The sequence below is a fragment of the Chitinophaga sp. LS1 genome (assembly GCF_034274695.1).
Lineage (GTDB): Bacteria > Bacteroidota > Bacteroidia > Chitinophagales > Chitinophagaceae > Chitinophaga.
In genome coordinates this window covers 1,352,393-1,372,199 of sequence record NZ_CP128362.1, presented here as the reverse complement: position 1 = coordinate 1,372,199, position 19,807 = coordinate 1,352,393, and the positions used below count along the sequence as shown (strand labels likewise).

Below are 19,807 nucleotides of genomic sequence, written 5' to 3'. Positions count from 1 at the left end.
GCTTCTGCCGGCCGGCAGAAGCATTTTAAGCATATTTTTTCGAGGGTATTAATAAGATCCGGTTTTCTCTTTTACGACACCTGCAATCCACTTACTGATCATCAGCATGACCACAAATGCAATGGCTGCAGCTACGGTCAGAATCATGAAATATACCTTTTTGTCAGTGAAGTTATCCCAGAAAGTTGCCATCATACCAGCCACTTTACCAGCAATGGAGTTCACCAGGTACCAGCCACCCATCATCAGTGCCGTCAGGCGTGGAGGGGATAACTTGGATACCATAGACAATCCGATCGGACTTACCAATATTTCACCCACAGTGAAGATGGCATATGTACCTACCAGGAAGGCCATAGAACTTTTATCTACATACACATTCGTCATAGATGCTGCCACGATCATCAGTAAAGACGACAGGCCGGCAATGAAGATACCCATTGCCACTTTCATTGGTGTAGTAGGCTCTTTGCCTCTCTTGGCGAGCCATCCGAACAATCCGAGGACTAACAATGTGAATAATACGATAAACCCTGGGTTGGCAGATTGGAAGATCTCTGTTGAAATCAGTTGCATTTTGCCGCTGGCAGGCCATTTGTCCTTTGGCAGGTTCTGGAAGTAAGGATCTGCACCCTGTACGGTAATGGTATTGCCATGACCATCAGTTATTGCACGGAATTGTGCATCGATCTGGGTGACGGCGTGTGGCTCGGTTGTCACAGTTTGCAGCATACCCATTGGTTTCGCAATCTTTTCGACACCTTCTGACATAGAACGATCAGTATATTGATCTGCCCAGATTGTCAAACCGGTGCTGTTCTGGTTGTAGATCACCCAGAACACGATCGCTACTGCAAAGAAGGCCAGCAGCGCACCCAGTCCTCGTTTATCTTCTTTATTCGCAGTAGTATACAGGCGAATGTAGAAAATAACGATAGGTACACAGGCAAACATGAATGCATCGATGGATGGTGTACCAAATAGCGGATGCCCGAGGAATTTGTACATGAAGTAACCCAGGATAGCAGCGATGAAAGCTGGCAGTAATACCAGTCCGAGGATTTTGCTCATCGGCATATCATCTTTCTGTACTGGTTTGCGGATATCTCCTTCAGCAATTACTTTGGATTTGGAGATGAAGATCACCAAACCTACCAGCATACCTACGCCGGCAGCGGTAAAAGCGTGGCCCCAGCCATAGTGGTTACGCAGGTAAGCAGCCACGAAGTTGCAAATAAAGGCACCGATATTTACACCCATGTAAAAGATGTTGTAGGCAATGTCTTTCTTAGGTTTAAGGTCTTCTCTGTTGTAGATGTTCCCGAGAATGGTGCCGATGTTCGGTTTGAAGAAGCCATTTCCGATAATGATCAGGGTCAGGGCAGTATACATAGCTAATTCCCCGGGGAAGGCCAGTGTAAAATAACCGGCGGCAAGCAGGGCACCCCCTAAAATAACCGCTTTACGATAGCCGAGATACCTGTCGGCCATTAACCCCCCTATGAACGGCGAAAGGTAAACCAATGCAATGTACGAACCTACAAGATCAGAAGCGTGGGCAGTATCAAAGCCTTTACCGCCATTAGCGGTTGGATCAATCAGGTATAGGAAGAAGATCCCGATCATCAGGTAATACCCGAAGCGCTCCCACATCTCAGTAAAAAAAAGAACATAAAGGCCTTTGTGATGGCCGCCTTTTTGTTTTGGTGTACTTACAGGCTGCTCAACAGCAGATTGAGTCATAATTGGTTAGTTTTGTTGATAAGATAGTCCTATGAATGCGGCAAGATAAATAAATTAGGCTTTTTGTAGAGAAAAATGGTGCTTTTGGTTAAATTTTGGCCTTTCTTTGCAAAAAATTTGGAAGAACGGGGCTGAAATGGCTGAATTCGCTCAAATTACACACTGATATACAATATGAAGATTTTACTATTAGGAAGTGGTGGCCGGGAACACGCCCTGGCCTGGAAAATGACTCAGAGCACTTTATGTGAGCAGTTGTTCATCGCTCCCGGAAATGCGGGTACTGCCCAATATGGGGAGAATGTTGATTTCGCGGTGTCCGACTTCGATAAAATAAAGGCTTTCTGTCTTAAAAATGCCATTACCCTGGTAGTACCTGGTTCTGAAGAACCACTGGTAAAAGGGATCTACGATTTCTTCCAGCAGGACGAAGCTTTGAAACACATCCCAGTGATGGGACCTTCTGCATATGCCGCTCAACTGGAGGGCAGTAAGGCATTTGCAAAGCAGTTCATGAGCCGTCACAATATTCCAACTGCCGCCTACAGGGAGTTTGACGAGAGTACCTACGAAGAAGGGGTCGCCTATCTGCGTCAGCATGCCACCCCAATTGTACTCAAGGCCGATGGGTTGGCTGCCGGTAAGGGGGTGGTGATCCTCGAAGATCGCGAAGCTGCGGTGACTGAATTCACCCAGATGATCCGTGAGGCGAAGTTTGGTGATGCCAGCAAAAAAGTTGTTGTAGAACAATTCCTTTCTGGCATAGAATTATCTGTATTTGTGCTGACGGATGGAAAAAGCTATCAGCTGCTGCCTTCCGCAAAAGATTATAAACGTATTGGAGAGGGCGATACCGGCCTGAATACTGGTGGTATGGGTGCTGTTTCTCCTGTTCCATTTGCTGACAAAGCATTTATGGAACAGGTGGTAGAACAGGTGATCCAACCTACGGTAGACGGGTTAGCCAAAGAGAACATTGTCTACAACGGCTTTATTTTCTTTGGGTTAATCAAAGTAGATGGAGCGCCATTTGTGATAGAATACAACTGTCGCATGGGTGATCCTGAAACGGAGGTGGTAATGCCTCGCCTGCAAAATGACCTGCTGGAGCTGTTTCAGTCAGTGATAGACGGTAAGCTGTCTGCACAAAAAATTTATGAGGATAGCCGTGTGGCGACCACAGTAATGCTGGTAGCCGGAGGGTATCCGGAAGCGTATGAGAAGGGTAAGGTCATTACCAACATTCCTGCCCCAACGCAGGATCAGCTGGTATTCCAGGCAGGTACAAGGGCTTCTGGCGGTGAGATCCTCACCAATGGCGGTCGTGTACTTACCATCACTTCACTGGCTTCTGATCTGGGTATTGCGTTGTCGCATAGCCGGCAAACAGCAGAATCTATTGATTTTGAAGGCAAATATTACAGGAGGGATATTGGATTCGAGTTCGTGTAAGCCCAGCAAGGGTTGGCCTGTGGCTATGCAGGCACCACTACTGTCGCATAACTCATTCATTCATAGAGAGCAATACCATTTCATAAACGATCATTCGTTTAAGCGTTTTCGAGAGTCATACTTACCGGCTAACAGGTTGTTTTTAACTGTTGCAACTACTAACCGGCTCATCAAATACAATAAATAACATTTTTTAATATTTAGTTGTATTATTGAGAAAACATACAATTTTAAGATTGTATATTCGTTGGAATTATTCATTTTTGCACACAATAATATTTTGACCATATTAAGCAATGGGGTTCTTTAATTTTTTAACACAGGAAATAGCGATTGACTTAGGTACAGCTAATACGCTGATCATTCACAATGACCAGGTGGTAGTGGATGAACCTTCCATTGTTGCTATAGAGCGCGCTAGCGGGAAAATTGTGGCTGTTGGTAAGAAAGCCATGATGATGCACGAGAAGACACATGAGTACCTGCGCACCATTCGTCCCCTGAAAGATGGTGTAATCGCGGACTTCAATGCAGCAGAAGGTATGCTTCGTGAAATGATCAAACTGGTGTATCCAAAGAAGCCTTTGTTCTCTCCCAGCTGGCGTATGGTAATTTGCATTCCATCCAGCATCACAGAAGTAGAAAAACGCGCCGTACGCGACTCTGCCGAGCAGGCGGGTGCTAAGGAAGTGTTCCTGATACATGAACCGATGGCCGCTGCGCTGGGTATCGGTATTGACGTAGAAGAGCCGGTAGGTAACATGATCATCGATATCGGAGGTGGTACCACCGGTATTAGCGTGATTGCCCTCGCTGGTATTGTGTGCGACCAGAGTATCCGTATCGCCGGTGACGAGTTCACTGCCGATATCATGGAAGCCCTGCGCCGCTATCATAGCCTGCTGATTGGTGAAAGAACTGCTGAGCAGATCAAGATCCAGATCGGTTCTGCACTGAAAGAACTGGACAACCCACCAGATGATGTAGCAGTAAATGGACGTGACCTCGTAACCGGTATTCCTAAACAGATCATGGTATCTTACCAGGAAGTAGCCGAAGCGTTGGACAAATCCATTTTCAAGATCGAAGAAGCCATCCTGAAAGCATTGGAAACAACTCCTCCCGAACTGGCTGCAGATATCTACCGCAGAGGATTATACCTGACCGGTGGTGGTGCATTGTTACGCGGCCTCGACAAACGCCTGACCCAGAAGATCAAATTGCCCGTTCACGTGGCAGACGATCCACTGCGCGCCGTGGTAAGAGGTACCGGTATCGCACTGAAACACGTAGGTAAGTATCCGTTCCTAATGCAATAATACAGAGAGGCCTGCAGGGCTATCGGCTTTGCAGGCTTCTTTATAGAAATAAAATCCTGTGCGTAATCTCATCATTTTCTTAAGGCGCTACTTTAATTTTTTTCTGTTCTTGCTGCTGGAAGTGATCTGTTTAGTGCTGGTCTTCCAGAACAACGATTTTCAGAAAACAGCTTACCTCAATTCCGCCAATAACATTAGCGCCAGGTTATACGAACGTTACAACAACGTAGAATACTACTTTCACCTGAAAGCGACAAATGACAGTCTGGTAAAAGAGAATGCCCGTCTGCACAATATGCTGCGCACAAGTTTTGACACTGTTATCCTCGACAATATTGTAAAATCTGATACCATTCGTCAGTATAGTACCGATACCACCCGCAAAGTGATCAGTACCGCTGTACGCCGCTACCTGTACAAAGCTGCCAAGGTAGTCAACAACTCCGTAAATAGTCCTATCAACTATATCACCATTCACCGTGGCAGTGCCGATGGCATCCGTCCTAATATGGGCGTAGTTGGCCCAAGCGGTGTAGTAGGTATCGTACGCAGTGTGAATGAACACTATGCTGTCATCATCTCCCTGCTCTCCAAAGGTCGTAACTTCGGTACCAGTGCCCGCCTGAGCCACAGTAAGGAAATGGGTATGGTACGCTGGCATGGCAGCGAAGCCGGTTATGCCACCATGGAAGACGTGCCTAAAGGTGTACACCTCGTAAAAGGTGATACCGTAGTCACCAGCGGTTACTCCGCCTTCTTCCCTGAAAATATACCGATCGGTTATGTAGAATCAACCGAAGAGGTAGACAAAGCCAGCACTTCTGTCAATGTTAGAATTCGCCTGGCCACCAACTTTTACAACCTGCAATATGTATATGTGATCGACAACCTGCTGCAGGATGAACAAAAATCTTTGGAGGATTCAACTTACAAGCTGATCAAACAATGAGCATACTGTTAAGAAATATAATCCGTTTTGTGCTTTTGCTGTTGCTGCAGGTATTTGTTCTGAACAGAATTTTGCTGCATCAATCGATTAGCTTTAATCTCTATGTGCTTTTCGTACTGCTGTTGCCCTTTAACCTGCCCCGTCCGGCACTCATGTTGCTGGCATTGCTCATGGGCCTCAGCCTCGATATGTTTATGAATACAATGGGTATGCACGCTGCTGCCTGTGTATTCATCGGCTACCTACGACCATTTATTATTAATGTCCTTTCTCCACAAGGTGGTTTCGAAACTACGCAGAAGACCCCTTCTATGACAAGTATGGGAGTGTCCCAGTTTCTGATCTATGCTTCTATTCTGGTATTCCTTCACAATCTGGTCTTCTTCTCACTGGAGGTATTCAATGTTGGCAGCTTTCTGTATCTGCTGTTAAAGATCATCTTTTCTACCGCTGCGAGCATTTTCCTGATCGTGCTGTATGAGTTGTTGTTCTTTTCGAGGAAGTAAAATGTATAGTATCTTTATATAGAAGGATACTTTTATTAATAATGCATCTCCAGGGAAATGTCTGTTTATAACCAACCCAGAAAACGGGTCATACAATTAATTTTCCTTGGCATGATCGTGTTGATCATAACAAGGCTTTTCTTTTTACAGGTTGTCGAGAAGAAATACTCCAAGCTGGCGGATGCGAATGCGGTACTCCGCAAAGTAGTTTACCCCAGCCGTGGTATTATCTTCGATCGCAAAGGTCGGAGTATCCTCAGCAATGATGTTATGTACGACCTGGTCGTAACACCTATCAATGTCAAAAATATTGATACGGCTTACATGTGCCAGATCCTGAATATTACTAATGAAGAATTCAGAAAACGGATCACTGCCTCCATCCTCAAGAATGGTAGCCGCCGTGTATCTGTTTTTGCTCCCCTGCTCGCTCCGGATATGTTCGGTAAGCTGCAGGAAAGCATGTATATGTTCCAGCCCGGATTTGAACTGGTGCCCAGACAGATCCGTTCTTATCCTTTTGCCGCTGCTGCAAATATCTTAGGGTATATTGGTGAAATCTCCCCTCAGATGATGCAACGCCCGCAATACAGCGACTATAACCAGGGTGACTACCTGGGTATGACCGGCCTGGAAAGAACTTACGAAGAAGTGCTGATGGGGCAACGTGGTATCCAATACCTGGTAAAGGATAACCTGAACCGTCCACAGGGTCCTTATGAACATGGGGAGTTCGATACCGCCGCTATTGCAGGTAAGAACCTCCGCCTCTCTTTAGATGTTGATCTGCAGGTACTCGGTGAGCACCTGATGCGTAATAAAATAGGTAGTGTGGTAGCAATCGATCCACAGACAGGTGGTATCCTCTCTATGGTGAGTGCACCTACCTACGACCCGAATCTGCTGACAGGTTCTTTCAGAGCACGCAACTTTAGCCGTCTCTTTACTGATACGACCAAACCACTCTTTAACCGTGCTATTCAGGCAGGTTATCCACCGGGATCCTCTATGAAACCGCTGACAGCCCTGATCGCACTGGATGAAGGTGTAATTACACCAAGTTATGGTTTCCCCTGCTTTGGTGCATATACCTATTGCGGTCGCCCGATTGCCTGTACCCACCACAACCCGGGGCACGCAGCGAACCTGCGACTGGCTATTGCCAACTCCTGTAATGCTTACTTTGTACACCTTTACAGGCTGGAAGTGGATGCGCCTAAATGGGGTGGTGTAAAAAAAGGACATCAGAAGTGGCATGATTATATCTCCTCATTCGGTCTCGGTCACAGACTGGGTGTGGATATTCCGAGCGAATCAGGTGGTAAAGCCATCGATACCACAGGTATGAATAAATTGTATCGTGGTCAGTGGAACTCCTGTTCCGAACTATATGTAGGTATGGGGCAGGGCCAGGTAGTCGCTACGCCCATGCAGATGGCGAATGCCATGTGTATCATTGCCAACCATGGTTCTTACTATATACCTCACTTTGTGAGCAGTATAGACAATGACAACACCAATTTGCTGGCTAAATACAAAGAAAAACACGTGGTAGCACACGTATCAGATACATCTTACCGTTCAGTAATCTATGGTATGGAGGATGTGGTGGAAAAAGGTACTGGTATGATTGCCCGTATCGACAACATCATTGTGTGTGGTAAAACAGGTACTGCAGAGAACAATGCTATTGTAAACGGTAAGCTCACCAAACTGAAAAACCACTCTGTGTTCGTAGCTTTTGCGCCGAGAGACAATCCTAAAATTGCGATAGCCGTAATCGTGGAAAATGCAGGCTTTGGTTCCACCTATGCTGCACCTATCGCCAGCTTAATGATTGAGAAATACCTGAATGATACCATATCAATAAAACGCAAACCACAGATGATGAAAACATTGAACGATGCGACCATCGATCCTGTGGTAAGAGAGAAATCCAAGCTGGATTCCCTGAACGGAGCTTCGGCTAAAATGACGACAGAACAAATACTTAAACTCTATTTCCCGAATAACTAATGATAAACCGCCGGCAGCAATTAAAGCTTACAGAAGGTATTGACTGGCCTATAATGGGTCTGTATCTGGCACTGGTGTTCGTTGGCCTGTTATCGATCTTTGCTGCAGAGTACAGAGAGGGCGATAATATCTGGAACGATATCATTCACCTGAATAAAAACTATTCCCGCCAGATTATGTGGCTGGGTGTATCCGCCGTATTGGCTACCATCATCTGGCTCACGGATAGTAAGTTCTTTACAGCTACTGCCAACCTGCTCTATGCAGGTGGTATATTACTATTGCTGTTGGTAATAGCTATCGGTAAGGATGTAAAAGGTTCACACTCATGGCTGGTGATAGGAGGCTTTCAGTTCCAGCCCGCAGAGTTGACGAAACTATGTACCAACCTGGCCTTAGCGAAATACCTCTCTTCATTGGAAACGGATTTTACCAAGCTACGGGCGCGGTTGATTGCCGCTTCATTGGCATTGATTCCCTGCGCCATCATCATCTTGCAGGATGAAACGGGTTTGGCGCTGGTGTATTTCTCTTTCTTCCTGGTGATGTATAGAGAAGGGTTGCCTGCGGTATTGCTGGTAATTGCGTTCTCAGGGATTGTGCTGGTATTGTCGGCCTTATTGGTGGATAAGAACATTCTCTTCTACATATTTACTGGTATTACAGCGCTTGTCATTTATTTCATGCGCAGGGATATCAAAAGACATCGTTCCAAACTGGCGCTGATCGTAGGTATCTATGCTTTCTGTTCGGTGTTTGTGATGTTCATCGTTCCTTTTGCTTTTACCAAGGTGCTGAAAGATTACCAGGTAAAGCGTATCAACGTAATGCTGGGTAAAGAGAACGATCCGAAAGCGACTTACAATACCCGGCAGAGTATGATTGCCATCGGTTCCGGTGGTGTGATCGGTAAGGGGTATCTGAAAGGAACACAAACAAGATATGACTTCGTACCGGAACAGAGTACTGACTTCATCTTCTGTACAGTGGGAGAAGACTTTGGTTTCCTGGGCTCTATCATATTTGTAGGGCTATATGTCGCCCTGCTCTTACGGATTATATTTGTCGCGGAGCGACAGCGATCGACGTTTAGCAGGGTGTATGCATATGGGGTCGCGAGCATCATCTTCTTCCATATGGCCATCAATATATCGATGACGATAGGTCTGGCACCGGTAATTGGTATTCCATTGCCGTTAGTGAGTTATGGTGGTTCGTCGTTGATGACATTTACGATGTTGATATTTATAATGTTGAGACTGGATGCTGACAGGCAGATGGTATTAAGATAATGGCCCGTCCACAAAAAAGAACGCTCCCGCCTATGGCAGGAGCGTTCTTTTTTTATTTTGTACCTTTGCATACGCACTTTGGCACTAGAAACTATGGCACGTATTATTCCATTATCAGAAGGGTCTTTCACTGTAGATGCTACAAAACAGTTCGTACCTTATAATCCATCAGTAGATACCATGCAGCAAAGAACTGGTGGTTCCTTACTGGTAGAAATTCAACCTTTCCTTGTGATCACGAATCAGGATTTCATCCTCTTCGACACAGGACTGGGGCTCCGCAACAAAGATGGGGTACTGCAAATTCATCAGCATCTGATTGATAATGGTGTGAACCCCATGGAAATCACCAAAGTACTGATGAGTCACCTGCACAAAGATCACTCCGGTGGCGTTTCTGCAGAAGATCCCATCACCGGTCAGCGGCAGCTCACATTCCCACATGCTACCTATTATGTAAACAGGCAGGAATTCCAGTATGCGCTTGAGAATGACGGCAAATCATACCTCGGCAGTGATATCTCCCTGCTTCAGAATTATGATAATGTAGTCTTCACAGAAGGTGATGGTACCATCGACGATTATATTAGTTACTGGGTAACCGGCGGTCACTGCCCTTACCACCAGGTATTTCTTATCAACGACGAAGATGGTAAGGTCTTTTTTGGTGGTGACGAAGCGCCTCAAATGTCCTTCATGATCCGTCGCTTTGCAGCAAAGTATGATTACGATGGCAAGCGTGGTTTAGAACTCCGTGAGCAGTTCAAACAGCGGGGCGCAGAAGAGGATTGGACGTTTCTTTATTATCATGATACAAAGACGCCATTTAATAAATTTCCAAATAAGCATAAGTAAAAGGAAAGCCTCCCTTTGCGGGAGGCTTTCCTTTTACTTATTCCTTGTATAACATCTAGCGTTATCAGTTTCTAAATCTGCGGGGGCCTGGTCCACCCACATTTCTCAATTGTCTTTCTTTCAGCTGCTGCAACAATACTTTCCTGAATTCTCTTTCTGACCTGAACACCGACCCTGCTTTATTTGCTGGCAGTACTTTCTGAAATTCCTTATCGTAATGGTTTTTGATATCCAGCATACGCTGGTCATATTTTAATTCCTGATCCGGCGCACTGTTTCTTGCTTCAGTTTTATTTTCTTTAGCAGGGGTAGCACGGTTATTTCTTTCTGCGATCAGGATCTCTACTTCTTTGGTATACTGGTTATACACCGGCCAGAACTTCTGGGCTTCGTCTGGTGTAAGGTCGAGCTTTTGAGCCAGGTAAGCTATTTCCGCCGCCCGGATCTTGCTATTTATCTCAGCATCGCTGCCGCCACTTTGTGCCATACCCGGTGAGGGTCGACACAGAAGAGAAGTGATAAACAGTAAGCACAGTATGTAAAAATGTTTCATTTAATTTTTAATTGGACTTTCTTCTTTTAAAGAACCGGTGTTTTCCAGATAGCTTTCGATGTCTTCGGTAGACAATCCACCCGGTAATGGTGAATTTTCTGTCGTCGTTTTGGTAGTCGCTGCGGTTGTTACTCCCATGAGGTCTTCTTTATCAAAAGCATCCATGTGATTTTGCAGGTACTCCAAAATTTCCTGATCACTTACATCTGATAAGCTGGCTTCGGCCAGGTTAATAACTGCCTTAGTAGCCGGATGTTGGGTGTTGCGCATATAGAACAAACTGCTGGTACCTACGAGTGCAATCATACAGGCGGCGGCCGCCCATTTGTAGAACTGCATTCTGCGTGGGCGCATGTTCACCACTTTGGCCGGTGCCTGAGCAATAGAGACTACCTGCGTATCCAGCTGGTCAAAGTAACCGGCTGGTACAGAGAAAGGCATTGCTTTTGGCAGGGAAGCCAGTAATGGAGAGATGTCAGCCAGTTCATCTGCTACTTCCTCATTTCTTACCTTTTGCATAACCTGGGCAGATAGCTGCTCAAAGTAATCTGCAGGCATAGAGAAAGGCGTGTTTCTGGTCAGCTCGGCAAAAGGAGATACACTTTCTGCTTCCTGGATCTGCAGGAGTAATTGGGCAGGGAACTGCTCTAAGTACCCTTCAGGCAGGGAGAAAGGCATTGCTTTTGGCAGGGTAGCCAGTAATGGAGAGATAGCTGCCAGCTCAGTAGCGGCTTCTTCCATCTGAATTCTTTGCATCACCTGTGAGGATAGTTGCCCGAAGTATCCGTTTGGAGGAGGGGTAAGAGGAGATATCCGGGATATACCGGTCAATTCCGGGGCCAGCTCTTCGTTTACGAGTGCAATTATCCTTTGGTGTAGTTGCTCAAAATATCCTTTTGGTGGAGCAGAGAAAGGTACGTTCCGGGAAATACCCGTTAGCGCCGGTTCCTGCTCTTCATTTACATGTGCAAGAATTTGTTGTGACAGTTGCTCAAAATACCCTGCAGGCGGAGCGGTGAAAGGTAATTCTCTTGAAATACCAACCAGTTCGGGCTCCTGCTCTTCATTTACAATTGCAAGTATCTGTTGGGATAGTTGCTCAAAATACCCGTTAGGCGGAGGGGTAAAAGGTAATTTCCGGGATACACCCGATAATTCCGGCTCCTGGATACGTGTAATGATTGACTGAGGTAACTGACCAAAATAACCGGATGGCACAGTCATCGGGAACGTTTTTGGTGCAGCAGCCAGCATGAGGGAGAGGCTTTGCAGCTCTTCCATCACATCCACCTGACGCACTTTTCCAAGGATCATTGCTGGCAGGGACTCAAAGTAGCCCACCGGAACCCCTGACAGGGGCGCCTTTTGTGGCCATTGAGCGCCAGGAATAAGCTCCTGAAGTTCGTTCGCAATATCGTTGCCTTTGGGTATCATCTCGGTATTTAGACGGCAAAAGATATGAATAGTTTAAAGACTGAAACGTTTCGTCTTCAAATATTTCAATTTCATCTCATAATTTAAGGATTTCACCCCAAAAATTAGCAAATGTCGCAATATTAGCTGTTCTTGATAAATTCTTCTATTTTTTTTACGGCGTGGTGGTAAGATGCTTTCAGTGCACCTTCTGAGGTATCCAGCACACGGCTCATTTCTTCATAGGGCATTTCGTCATAGTATCGCAGGTTAAATACGATCCTTTGTTTTTCGGGTAATCCCAGAATTGCTCTCTGCAGTTTCCATTCCAATTTATTCGCGTCAAACTGACTATCAGCTTTAAGCGTATTGCTAAGTCCTGTTTCCACGTCGGACAGGGAGACGGAGGTATTTTTCTTTTGTTTTTCCAGGAATGTCAGGCATTCGTTGGTGGCTATCTTATATAACCATGTATATAACTGGGCGTCTTCACGAAAGCCTTCCAGGTTCTTCCAAACTTTTACAAATATGTTTTGCAATACGTCGTTCGCGTCGTCATGATCCAGCACCAACCGCCTTACATGCCAATATAAGCGCTCCTGATATTTCTGAATGATATACGTAAATCCCTTCTCCCTTGTGGCAGGATCTCTGTACAAACTCAGCAATGTCTTATCATCCTGAATGATGGCCATACAAAGGTTAAATGGTTAAAGACTGGAATTTAATTAAAAACCATCTATTAAGACGTTTTTTTTACTGTAAAGTTTAATATTGATAAGAGATAAAAATATAGGCTGACCATGTTATAGTCAGCCTACAGTCCAATAAAAAGTTGATGAATATCTCTTATTTAGCCTTCTTTCTGGCAATTGCTTTTTCAGCAGCAGCCACGATATGATCTGCATCCAGACCATATTTCTTCAGCAGGTCTAAAGGTTTACCGCTTTCACCGAAGGTGTCTTCAGTACCTACATATTCGATAGGTACGACATGGTTACGTGCAGCTACCTGTGCGATGCTGTCGCCCAGACCACCGAGTACGTTGTGTTCTTCGGCAGTTACCGCACAACCGGTTTTTTTGATAGAAGCCAGTACAGCTGCTTCGTCCAGTGGCTTGATCGTGTGGATATTGATGATTTCCACGCTATAGCCTCTTTCTTCCAGTATCTTACCCGCTTCGATAGAGAGCCATACCATGTGACCACAAGCGAAGAGGGTTACGTCAGTACCTTCGTGCAGGATCTGCGCTTTACCTACTTCAAAAGTCTGATCTTCTGCAGTGAAGTTAGGCCATTTTGGACGGCCGAAACGCAGGTACACAGGACCTTCATATTCTGCAATCGCAATAGTGGCAGCTTTGGTCTGATTGAAATCGCAAGGTACGATCACTGTCATACCAGGCAGCATTTTCATCATTCCTATATCTTCGAGGATCTGGTGAGTAGCACCATCTTCACCCAGGGTTAAACCTGCGTGTGATGCACAGATCTTCACATTTTTGTCAGAATAAGCAACGGACTGACGGATCTGATCGTATACGCGTCCGGTTGAAAAGTTTGCAAACGTGGTAGTATAAGGGATTTTACCGCCAATAGTCATACCAGCAGCGATACCTATCATGTTGGCTTCTGCAATACCGACTTGTACAAAACGATCCGGAAACTCCTTGATAAAGGCGTTCAGTTTCATAGAGCCCAGCAGATCGGCAGTCAGCGCCACTACATTTGGATTTCTACGACCTGCTTCCAGGATTCCTTCTCCAAATCCTGCGCGGGTTTCCTTCTCATTTAATGGTTTTATATCTTTTACCATAGCCTTTGTTATAAGTATTTCGCCTCTAAAGTAATAAAAAAGATGAGCATGTTATAGCTCTGTACTATTTTAAAAAAGTTTCATCCGCCTAAGGCGGATGAAACTTTAATTATTTAAAACCCTGTCTCTCAGCGCTACTTCCCACTGCCATGCAGTCCTCATCATATCCTCAATGCCTGTTTTAGGCTCCCATCCCAGCAGGGACTTAGCTTTTGTATTATTCGCATAAATCGCAATTACATCTCCCGGACGACCTGGGCCCAGTTCGTAATTCAGCTTCACGCCTGAGATCTTTTCAAATGCCTTGATAGCTTCCAGTACGGTTACACCATTACCGGTACCCAGGTTGAAAACCTCGCAATTCGCCTTATTTTTCTTGTCGATCAGGTATTGCAATGCCCTGGTATGAGCGTTTGCGATATCCATTACATATATATAGTCACGGATACAGCTACCATCGCGGGTATCATAATCATGACCAAATACAGTCAGCTTAGGAATTTTGCCAATTGCTGTCTGGGTGATCACAGGCACCAGGTTATCTGGTCTACCCAGTGGCAGTTCACCGATCAGGGCAGAAGGGTGTGCACCAACCGGGTTAAAATAACGGAGCAGGATAGACTGTGTGCTGTTTACACGGCTATAGTCTTCAATAATCTGTTCCCCCATTTGTTTGGTACGTGCATATGGTGATTGTGCTTCTCCCAGCGGGGTTTCTTCTACTACTGGCAGGGCGTTGGTATTACCATACACAGAGCAGGAAGAAGAGAACACCATATTAGGAATGTTGAATTCCTTTACACATTTCAGTACATTAGTCAGTGAAGTGAGGTTGTTGTGGAAATATAACAGGGGCTCTGACACTGATTCTGGTACTGTTTTCAGGGCTGCGAAGTGAATGACACCTATGATGTCACGGTTTTCGTGGAATACGGCGTGGGTATCTTCCAGGTTGCAGAGGTCAACTTTGTAATTGCGGACCTTTTTACCTGTGATTTTTTCTACGCCTTCCAGCAATTGTGTACTACTACGGATATTGCTGTCTACAGAGACTACGTCAAATCCATTATTTATCAGATCTACGATAGTATGAGAGCCAATATAGCCACAACCGCCGGTAACAAGAACCTTCATATGATTTGTTTTTTAGAGTTGGTATCAAAGTAACAAAAAGCGAATTACGAATTTATGTCGTAAATACCATATTCTCAAAATATTGGTCAGCCAGGAACAGCTTATCGCAAAAAATCGCTTCTACCCTGGCGGCAAAAGCGATTTTTTGGTGTACGGATCTCAATATTATTGTTTCAGCAATGACTCCAGGTAGTTGCCATAACCGCTCTTCAGCAGTGGAGCCGCCAGTTTGTGTAACTGATCTATGTCAATGAATCCCTGTCTGAAAGCGATTTCTTCGATACAGGCGATCTTGATCCCCTGCCGCTGTTCTATCACCTGTACGAACTGGGAAGCCTGCATCATGGAGTCGAAGGTACCCGTATCCAGCCATGCGGTACCGCGTGGTAAGATAGATACTTTCAGTCTGCCAGCCTCCAGGTAGGCTTTGTTTACATCGGTGATCTCGTATTCACCACGTGCACTTGGTTTCAGGTTAGCAGCAATCTCCACCACAGTATTGTCATAAAAGTACAAACCAGGTACGGCATAGTTGCTCTTGGGCTTAGCAGGTTTCTCTTCGATAGATACCGCCTTCATTTTGCCATCGAACTCCACTACACCATATCTTTCCGGATCTGATACCTGGTAGGCATATACGATACCTCCCTGTGGATTCACATTGTTGGCCAGCTGGGTACCAAGACCTGCGCCATAAAATATATTATCTCCCAATACCAGGGCGACATTGTCATTCCCGATGAAGTCTTTGCCAATCACAAATGCCTGTGCCAGACCATTTGGTTCCGGTTGTTCAGCATAAGAAATATCCAGTCCCAACTGCTTGCCGTCGTTAAAGAGCCGCTTGAAAGCAGGCAGGTCATGAGGCGTTGAAATAATCAGGATCTCTCTGATACCAGCCAACATCAGCGTAGACAGTGGATAGTAGATCATCGGTTTATCATACACCGGCATGATCTGCTTACTGATAGCATAAGTAATGGGGTGTAAACGCGTGCCGGAGCCCCCGGCTAAGATAATACCTTTCATTGCGGTTTATTATATGATAAACAATTATCAATACACCATTACAATAATGGCCTCATTGATGTAATAGGATACTGGGTTTTCCAAAAGCCTTACAAAAATAGGTGGATGGGGGGGAAAAAAAAGCGGCATCGGGAAAAATATCAATAAAAAAAGCCGGCGTGAGTATAACTTCCGTATTACTCACGCCGGCTGGCTATATAGATCCTAAGATCGTTTAAATAAAGAGATTCACGATAAAATACACGGCAGCAGCCAGTAAAGCACTGATCGGAATAGTCAGGATCCATGCCCAAAGCAGGCTCACTGTTACCCCCCAGCGTACTGCTGAAAGACGTTTGGTAGCACCTACCCCGATAATAGAACCGGTAATTGTGTGTGTGGTACTTACAGGAATGGCCAGTGCTTCAGTAAGGTAAAGCGTAATGGCGCCTGCGGTTTCAGCGGCTACACCTTCCAGCGGAGTCACTTTGGTAATGCGGGACCCCATTGTCTTTACAATTTTCCAGCCACCACTCATGGTACCTAAACCAATTGCAGCGAAACACGAGAACGGTACCCAGTTCGGTATATGCATGAGGTCAGGGATAATACCATGTGCTACCAGGGCAGCAGCGATGATACCCATTACCTTTTGAGCATCATTACCACCATGGGCAAGGCTCAGGGCACCAGAAGATACCAGCTGAAGGCGTTTGAACCAGCTTTCTGCCCTATATGGGTTTGCCTTGCGACAAACATTCATAATTATGATCGTGATCACAAAGGCGACGGCCATCCCTATAAAGGGCGCCAGCACAATGAAGTAAATGATAGGCATTACCTTACCATAGTTGATCACGTCAAAGTTACCATGAGCAGCAGCAACGGCAGAGCCAATAAAGCCACCAATCAGGGTATGGGAAGAACTGGATGGAATACCATACCACCAGGTCAGCAGATTCCATACAATCGCCGCTACCAGTCCGGAGAAGATCACTTTCAGGGTGATAAACTGCTCAAATACTGATTTAGCAATGGTATTACCTACCTTAAATTCCCCGTAAACGTACTTTGAGATAAAAAAAGCAGCAAAGTTGAATATAGCAGCCCACAATACGGCTTGAAACGGAGTCAGCACTTTTGTGGAAACGATTGTAGCTATAGAGTTGGCAGCATCATGAAACCCGTTGATAAAGTCAAAGATGAACGCCAGTATAATAATTGTGACAAGTAAGGCCATTAGAATACAGTTTGCATTGAGCCATTAAGGACCGGGCGACTATGCATATTTAATAATGATAGATTCGATCACGTTGGCGCAGTCTTCGCATTTATCGGTAGCGATTTCCAGTGCCTGATACAATTCACGCATTTTCAGCAGCTCGCCTGCATTGTTGGATTCTTTCTCGAACAGGTCTGCGATGGCCATATCATAGATATCATCAGCATGGTTTTCCAGGCTGTTGATCCTTACACAGGCATCTGTGATATTACGCATGTTAGACATGGTTCTCAGTTCAGGGATCGCCTTGTGCAACTCTACGCAACCCTGGTAGATCAGGTCTGCCAGTTTACGAACGCTATCGCTGATTTCTACCACTTTATACAGATCTAAACGTTTGGCAGAGCCATGAATATAATCTGCTACGTCATCCAGCGTAGATGCCAGGTGGTGAATATCTTCACGGTCAAAAGGGGTGATGAAGTTCTGGCCCAGTTCTACGAATATGCGATGGGTAAAATCGTCGTTCTTATGCTCCAGTCTTTCGATCAGGTGCGTCTTATCCTTTCTTACAGCAGGGTCTGTAGAATTTACCAGTTCTATCAATACTTTTCCCATTTCCACCAGATTGGCAGCTACATCCTCAAATAATGAATAGAATACCCTGTCCTTAGGAATAAACAATTTAACAAAGGAATTAAAGCCTCCCATACGCTATATAGTTTGAATTTGGCGCAAAAATAGCTCTCCGCAACCAATACCTCCAAGAAATAATTTTTCTTAATGATTCCTTAACACTGTATTAATATAAAAGTAATATAGCAATTTTTTCTTTGTATTGTTAAAACCTGCAGTGTACGAGCCTGGTTTTCAAGGATGATTTTATCCGGAAAAGGCCCAGCGCAGGGGCAAAATACACCTACAGCGAGCGAACACTATTTATCACCATTAGAAACAACGAATCCGGCTTTCCGGTTCACCAGCGTAAACAATGTCCGATAAACGCCCACTTGATATAGTCGTTATTTCCGATGTACATCTCGGAATATACGGCTGTCACGCAAAAGAGCTTGTCCAATACCTAGATAGCATCGATCCTAAGATACTGATTCTCAATGGAGATATTATCGACATCTGGCAGTTCAGCAAACGCTACTTCCCAAAAGCGCATACCAAGGTGATCCGCAGAATCCTGAAAATGACAGGAAAGGGAACGGATGTATATTATCTGACCGGCAACCACGACGAAGCCCTCCGCAAATTTGCCGGGTTCGGTTTGGGTAACCTCACTATCGATAATAAACTCATCCTGGACGTAGACGGCAAAAAACACTGGTTCTTTCATGGAGACGTATATGATATAACCATGAAAAACTCCAAGTGGCTTGCAAAACTGGGGGGCAAAGGCTATGACCTGCTCATTATTCTCAACCGCCTGGTGAACAATATCCTGGAAAGCATGGGAAGGGAAAAGATGAGCTTTTCCAAAAAGGTGAAACATGGGGTGAAACAAGCAGTGAAATTCATCTCCGACTTTGAACAGATCGTAGCTGAAATCGCTGTTGACAAAGGATTTGATGTAGTAGCCTGTGGGCATATCCACCAGCCAATCATTAAGGAAATGGTACATAACGGTAAGACGGTAACGTACCTGAACTCCGGCGACTGGGTGGAAAGCCTCACTTCTCTCGAATATGTAAATAAAGAATGGACCCTCTACCAATACCCTGTAACGAAAACAAAAGTAGTACTGCCGGAAGAGGAAGAAGATCAGCAGATATGGGGGGATATTGATTTGTCGAAAGCAGTGACTTTCCCTAATTCATAATATTGGTATTTCTGATTCCTGCTATTTCAGCCGGCCCGCAGGCCTGCCCCAAACCAATCCGTTTCCGCTAAAAGTGGAAATGGATTGGTTTGAAGTGTAAATGCAAGGTTATATATGTTATACTTTAACATATATTTATGATTAGATAACACCCCCTTAATATTCACTTAATACACACGAACTAAGTTTGCAAACAAATTCAGTAAGACTGGAATTAATAATCCAAACGTGAAATGAAAGTATTGAAGTTACATCCTTTAATGACAGTATCCCTTTTGCAGATGCAGTTCCAACGATTACTCTCGTGTAACATTGCAGTATACATGCGGAACTCCCCGGCTAATGCTTTCGATACCTTGCAGGAAGCAGGCTTTCTGGAAAATATGCTCATTGAATACCCCATCGACGAAACCCTGAGCCTTCGTGAATTCGAAGAAGAACTGGAAGACAGATTCAACTTTACCCTCGAACTCTGTAACAAAGACAACAAACCGTTTACAAACAAAAGCATGCACCTGTTTCAACTGATCAAAGGTCTCAGTGATATTGCAAAGACAGGCTTTGCTAACGGTAACGAATATAACATTCAGCTCGAAAGATTAATAAACCAGCATAATAATAGCAGACAAGGACCACAGCCGTTCTCCTGTTAATTATTATATTGCACTATGTAAACCTTATATTCCTATACCTACAACATAC

General features: G+C 44.9%; 18 protein-coding genes. 9 read left to right on the top strand and 9 right to left on the bottom strand.

All coding sequences use genetic code 11. From position 1 onward, the window contains the following. Nucleotides 1-48 precede the first annotated feature (48 nt). Nucleotides 49-1,743 carry a peptide MFS transporter gene (locus tag QQL36_RS05655; protein WP_083724790.1) on the bottom strand — a complete coding sequence of 565 codons (1,695 nt, stop codon included), beginning with the start codon at nt 1,741-1,743 and terminating at the stop codon, nt 49-51. 174 nt (nt 1,744-1,917) lie between these two features. Here QQL36_RS05655 and purD point away from each other — a divergent pair, with 174 nt between their 5' ends. From purD to QQL36_RS05620, 7 genes are all read left to right on the top strand, one after another. Continuing rightward, entirely contained in the window at nt 1,918-3,195 is a 1,278-nt protein-coding gene (gene purD, locus QQL36_RS05650; protein WP_321569254.1) for a phosphoribosylamine--glycine ligase, read from the top strand. Between the two features lie 296 nt (nt 3,196-3,491). Beyond that, nucleotides 3,492-4,514 carry a rod shape-determining protein gene (locus QQL36_RS05645; protein WP_012787871.1) on the top strand — a complete coding sequence of 341 codons (1,023 nt, stop codon included), beginning with the start codon at nt 3,492-3,494 and terminating at the stop codon, nt 4,512-4,514. 58 nt (nt 4,515-4,572) lie between these two features. Then, nucleotides 4,573-5,463: a rod shape-determining protein MreC gene (gene mreC, locus QQL36_RS05640; protein WP_083724794.1), complete on the top strand. Its 891-nt coding sequence runs from the start codon at nt 4,573-4,575 to the stop codon at nt 5,461-5,463. Then, nucleotides 5,460-5,969: a hypothetical protein gene (locus tag QQL36_RS05635; protein WP_083724796.1), complete on the top strand. Its 510-nt coding sequence runs from the start codon at nt 5,460-5,462 to the stop codon at nt 5,967-5,969. The genes mreC and QQL36_RS05635 overlap by 4 nt, the downstream gene beginning before the upstream one ends. A 57-nt stretch (nt 5,970-6,026) precedes the next feature. After that, nucleotides 6,027-7,985, top strand: coding sequence for a penicillin-binding protein 2 (gene mrdA / locus QQL36_RS05630; RefSeq protein WP_321569253.1), 1,959 nt, complete (start codon nt 6,027-6,029; stop codon nt 7,983-7,985). Continuing rightward, nucleotides 7,985-9,277, top strand: coding sequence for a rod shape-determining protein RodA (rodA, locus tag QQL36_RS05625; RefSeq protein WP_235643870.1), 1,293 nt, complete (start codon nt 7,985-7,987; stop codon nt 9,275-9,277). The genes mrdA and rodA overlap by 1 nt, the downstream gene beginning before the upstream one ends. Nucleotides 9,278-9,370: 93 nt before the next feature. After that, nucleotides 9,371-10,132 (top strand): MBL fold metallo-hydrolase, encoded by a 762-nt coding sequence (locus tag QQL36_RS05620; protein WP_235643871.1) that lies wholly within the window; start codon nt 9,371-9,373, stop codon nt 10,130-10,132. A 64-nt stretch (nt 10,133-10,196) separates the two neighbouring features. Here QQL36_RS05620 and QQL36_RS05615 read toward each other — a convergent pair whose 3' ends face one another. The 8 genes from QQL36_RS05615 to QQL36_RS05580 form a co-directional block, all read right to left on the bottom strand. Continuing rightward, on the bottom strand, nt 10,197-10,619 hold the full coding sequence (locus QQL36_RS05615; protein WP_083724800.1) for a hypothetical protein: 423 nt from the start codon (nt 10,617-10,619) through the stop codon (nt 10,197-10,199). Between the two features lie 66 nt (nt 10,620-10,685). Beyond that, entirely contained in the window at nt 10,686-12,119 is a 1,434-nt protein-coding gene (locus QQL36_RS05610) for a hypothetical protein (protein ID WP_321569252.1), read from the bottom strand. A gap of 122 nt (nt 12,120-12,241) precedes the next feature. Continuing rightward, the gene (locus QQL36_RS05605) at nt 12,242-12,793 is read right to left on the bottom strand and encodes an RNA polymerase sigma factor (protein WP_083724803.1); all 552 of its coding nucleotides are present in this window, start codon (nt 12,791-12,793) and stop codon (nt 12,242-12,244) included. Between the two features lie 154 nt (nt 12,794-12,947). After that, nucleotides 12,948-13,913 carry a transketolase family protein gene (locus QQL36_RS05600; protein ID WP_083724805.1) on the bottom strand — a complete coding sequence of 322 codons (966 nt, stop codon included), beginning with the start codon at nt 13,911-13,913 and terminating at the stop codon, nt 12,948-12,950. Nucleotides 13,914-14,018: 105 nt separating this feature from the next. Then, nucleotides 14,019-15,047: a UDP-glucose 4-epimerase GalE gene (galE, locus tag QQL36_RS05595; RefSeq protein WP_083724807.1), complete on the bottom strand. Its 1,029-nt coding sequence runs from the start codon at nt 15,045-15,047 to the stop codon at nt 14,019-14,021. Between the two features lie 165 nt (nt 15,048-15,212). Further along, nucleotides 15,213-16,076 carry a glucose-1-phosphate thymidylyltransferase RfbA gene (gene rfbA, locus QQL36_RS05590; protein WP_083724809.1) on the bottom strand — a complete coding sequence of 288 codons (864 nt, stop codon included), beginning with the start codon at nt 16,074-16,076 and terminating at the stop codon, nt 15,213-15,215. Nucleotides 16,077-16,290: 214 nt separating this feature from the next. Beyond that, nucleotides 16,291-17,295: an inorganic phosphate transporter gene (locus tag QQL36_RS05585; RefSeq protein WP_083724811.1), complete on the bottom strand. Its 1,005-nt coding sequence runs from the start codon at nt 17,293-17,295 to the stop codon at nt 16,291-16,293. Between the two features lie 39 nt (nt 17,296-17,334). Further along, nucleotides 17,335-17,988 carry a DUF47 domain-containing protein gene (locus QQL36_RS05580; protein ID WP_083724813.1) on the bottom strand — a complete coding sequence of 218 codons (654 nt, stop codon included), beginning with the start codon at nt 17,986-17,988 and terminating at the stop codon, nt 17,335-17,337. 280 nt (nt 17,989-18,268) lie between these two features. On the opposite strand from QQL36_RS05580, the gene QQL36_RS05575 reads away from it, so the two are divergent. Then, nucleotides 18,269-19,105, top strand: a complete 837-nt coding sequence (locus QQL36_RS05575; protein ID WP_083724815.1) for a UDP-2,3-diacylglucosamine diphosphatase — start codon at nt 18,269-18,271, stop codon at nt 19,103-19,105. A gap of 233 nt (nt 19,106-19,338) precedes the next feature. Beyond that, nucleotides 19,339-19,758, top strand: coding sequence for a hypothetical protein (locus QQL36_RS05570; protein WP_143708901.1), 420 nt, complete (start codon nt 19,339-19,341; stop codon nt 19,756-19,758). The last annotated feature ends 49 nt before the right edge of the window (nt 19,759-19,807 follow it).

What these genes read in the sequence shown, in the direction of transcription:
- QQL36_RS05645 (WP_012787871.1), top strand. Translation starts at nt 3,492, where the DNA reads ATGGGGTTCTTTAATTTTTTAACACAGGAAATAGCGATTGACTTAGGT.
- QQL36_RS05610 (WP_321569252.1), bottom strand. Translation starts at nt 12,119, where the DNA reads ATGATACCCAAAGGCAACGATATTGCGAACGAACTTCAGGAGCTTATT.
- QQL36_RS05600 (WP_083724805.1), bottom strand. Translation starts at nt 13,913, where the DNA reads ATGGTAAAAGATATAAAACCATTAAATGAGAAGGAAACCCGCGCAGGA.
- QQL36_RS05620 (WP_235643871.1), top strand. Translation starts at nt 9,371, where the DNA reads ATGGCACGTATTATTCCATTATCAGAAGGGTCTTTCACTGTAGATGCT.
- rodA (WP_235643870.1), top strand. Translation starts at nt 7,985, where the DNA reads ATGATAAACCGCCGGCAGCAATTAAAGCTTACAGAAGGTATTGACTGG.
- QQL36_RS05615 (WP_083724800.1), bottom strand. Translation starts at nt 10,619, where the DNA reads ATGGCACAAAGTGGCGGCAGCGATGCTGAGATAAATAGCAAGATCCGG.
- mrdA (WP_321569253.1), top strand. Translation starts at nt 6,027, where the DNA reads ATGTCTGTTTATAACCAACCCAGAAAACGGGTCATACAATTAATTTTC.
- QQL36_RS05605 (WP_083724803.1), bottom strand. Translation starts at nt 12,793, where the DNA reads ATGGCCATCATTCAGGATGATAAGACATTGCTGAGTTTGTACAGAGAT.
- purD (WP_321569254.1), top strand. Translation starts at nt 1,918, where the DNA reads ATGAAGATTTTACTATTAGGAAGTGGTGGCCGGGAACACGCCCTGGCC.
- galE (WP_083724807.1), bottom strand. Translation starts at nt 15,047, where the DNA reads ATGAAGGTTCTTGTTACCGGCGGTTGTGGCTATATTGGCTCTCATACT.
- QQL36_RS05570 (WP_143708901.1), top strand. Translation starts at nt 19,339, where the DNA reads ATGAAAGTATTGAAGTTACATCCTTTAATGACAGTATCCCTTTTGCAG.
- QQL36_RS05585 (WP_083724811.1), bottom strand. Translation starts at nt 17,295, where the DNA reads ATGGCCTTACTTGTCACAATTATTATACTGGCGTTCATCTTTGACTTT.
- QQL36_RS05655 (WP_083724790.1), bottom strand. Translation starts at nt 1,743, where the DNA reads ATGACTCAATCTGCTGTTGAGCAGCCTGTAAGTACACCAAAACAAAAA.
- QQL36_RS05575 (WP_083724815.1), top strand. Translation starts at nt 18,269, where the DNA reads ATGTCCGATAAACGCCCACTTGATATAGTCGTTATTTCCGATGTACAT.
- QQL36_RS05580 (WP_083724813.1), bottom strand. Translation starts at nt 17,988, where the DNA reads ATGGGAGGCTTTAATTCCTTTGTTAAATTGTTTATTCCTAAGGACAGG.
- rfbA (WP_083724809.1), bottom strand. Translation starts at nt 16,076, where the DNA reads ATGAAAGGTATTATCTTAGCCGGGGGCTCCGGCACGCGTTTACACCCC.
- QQL36_RS05635 (WP_083724796.1), top strand. Translation starts at nt 5,460, where the DNA reads ATGAGCATACTGTTAAGAAATATAATCCGTTTTGTGCTTTTGCTGTTG.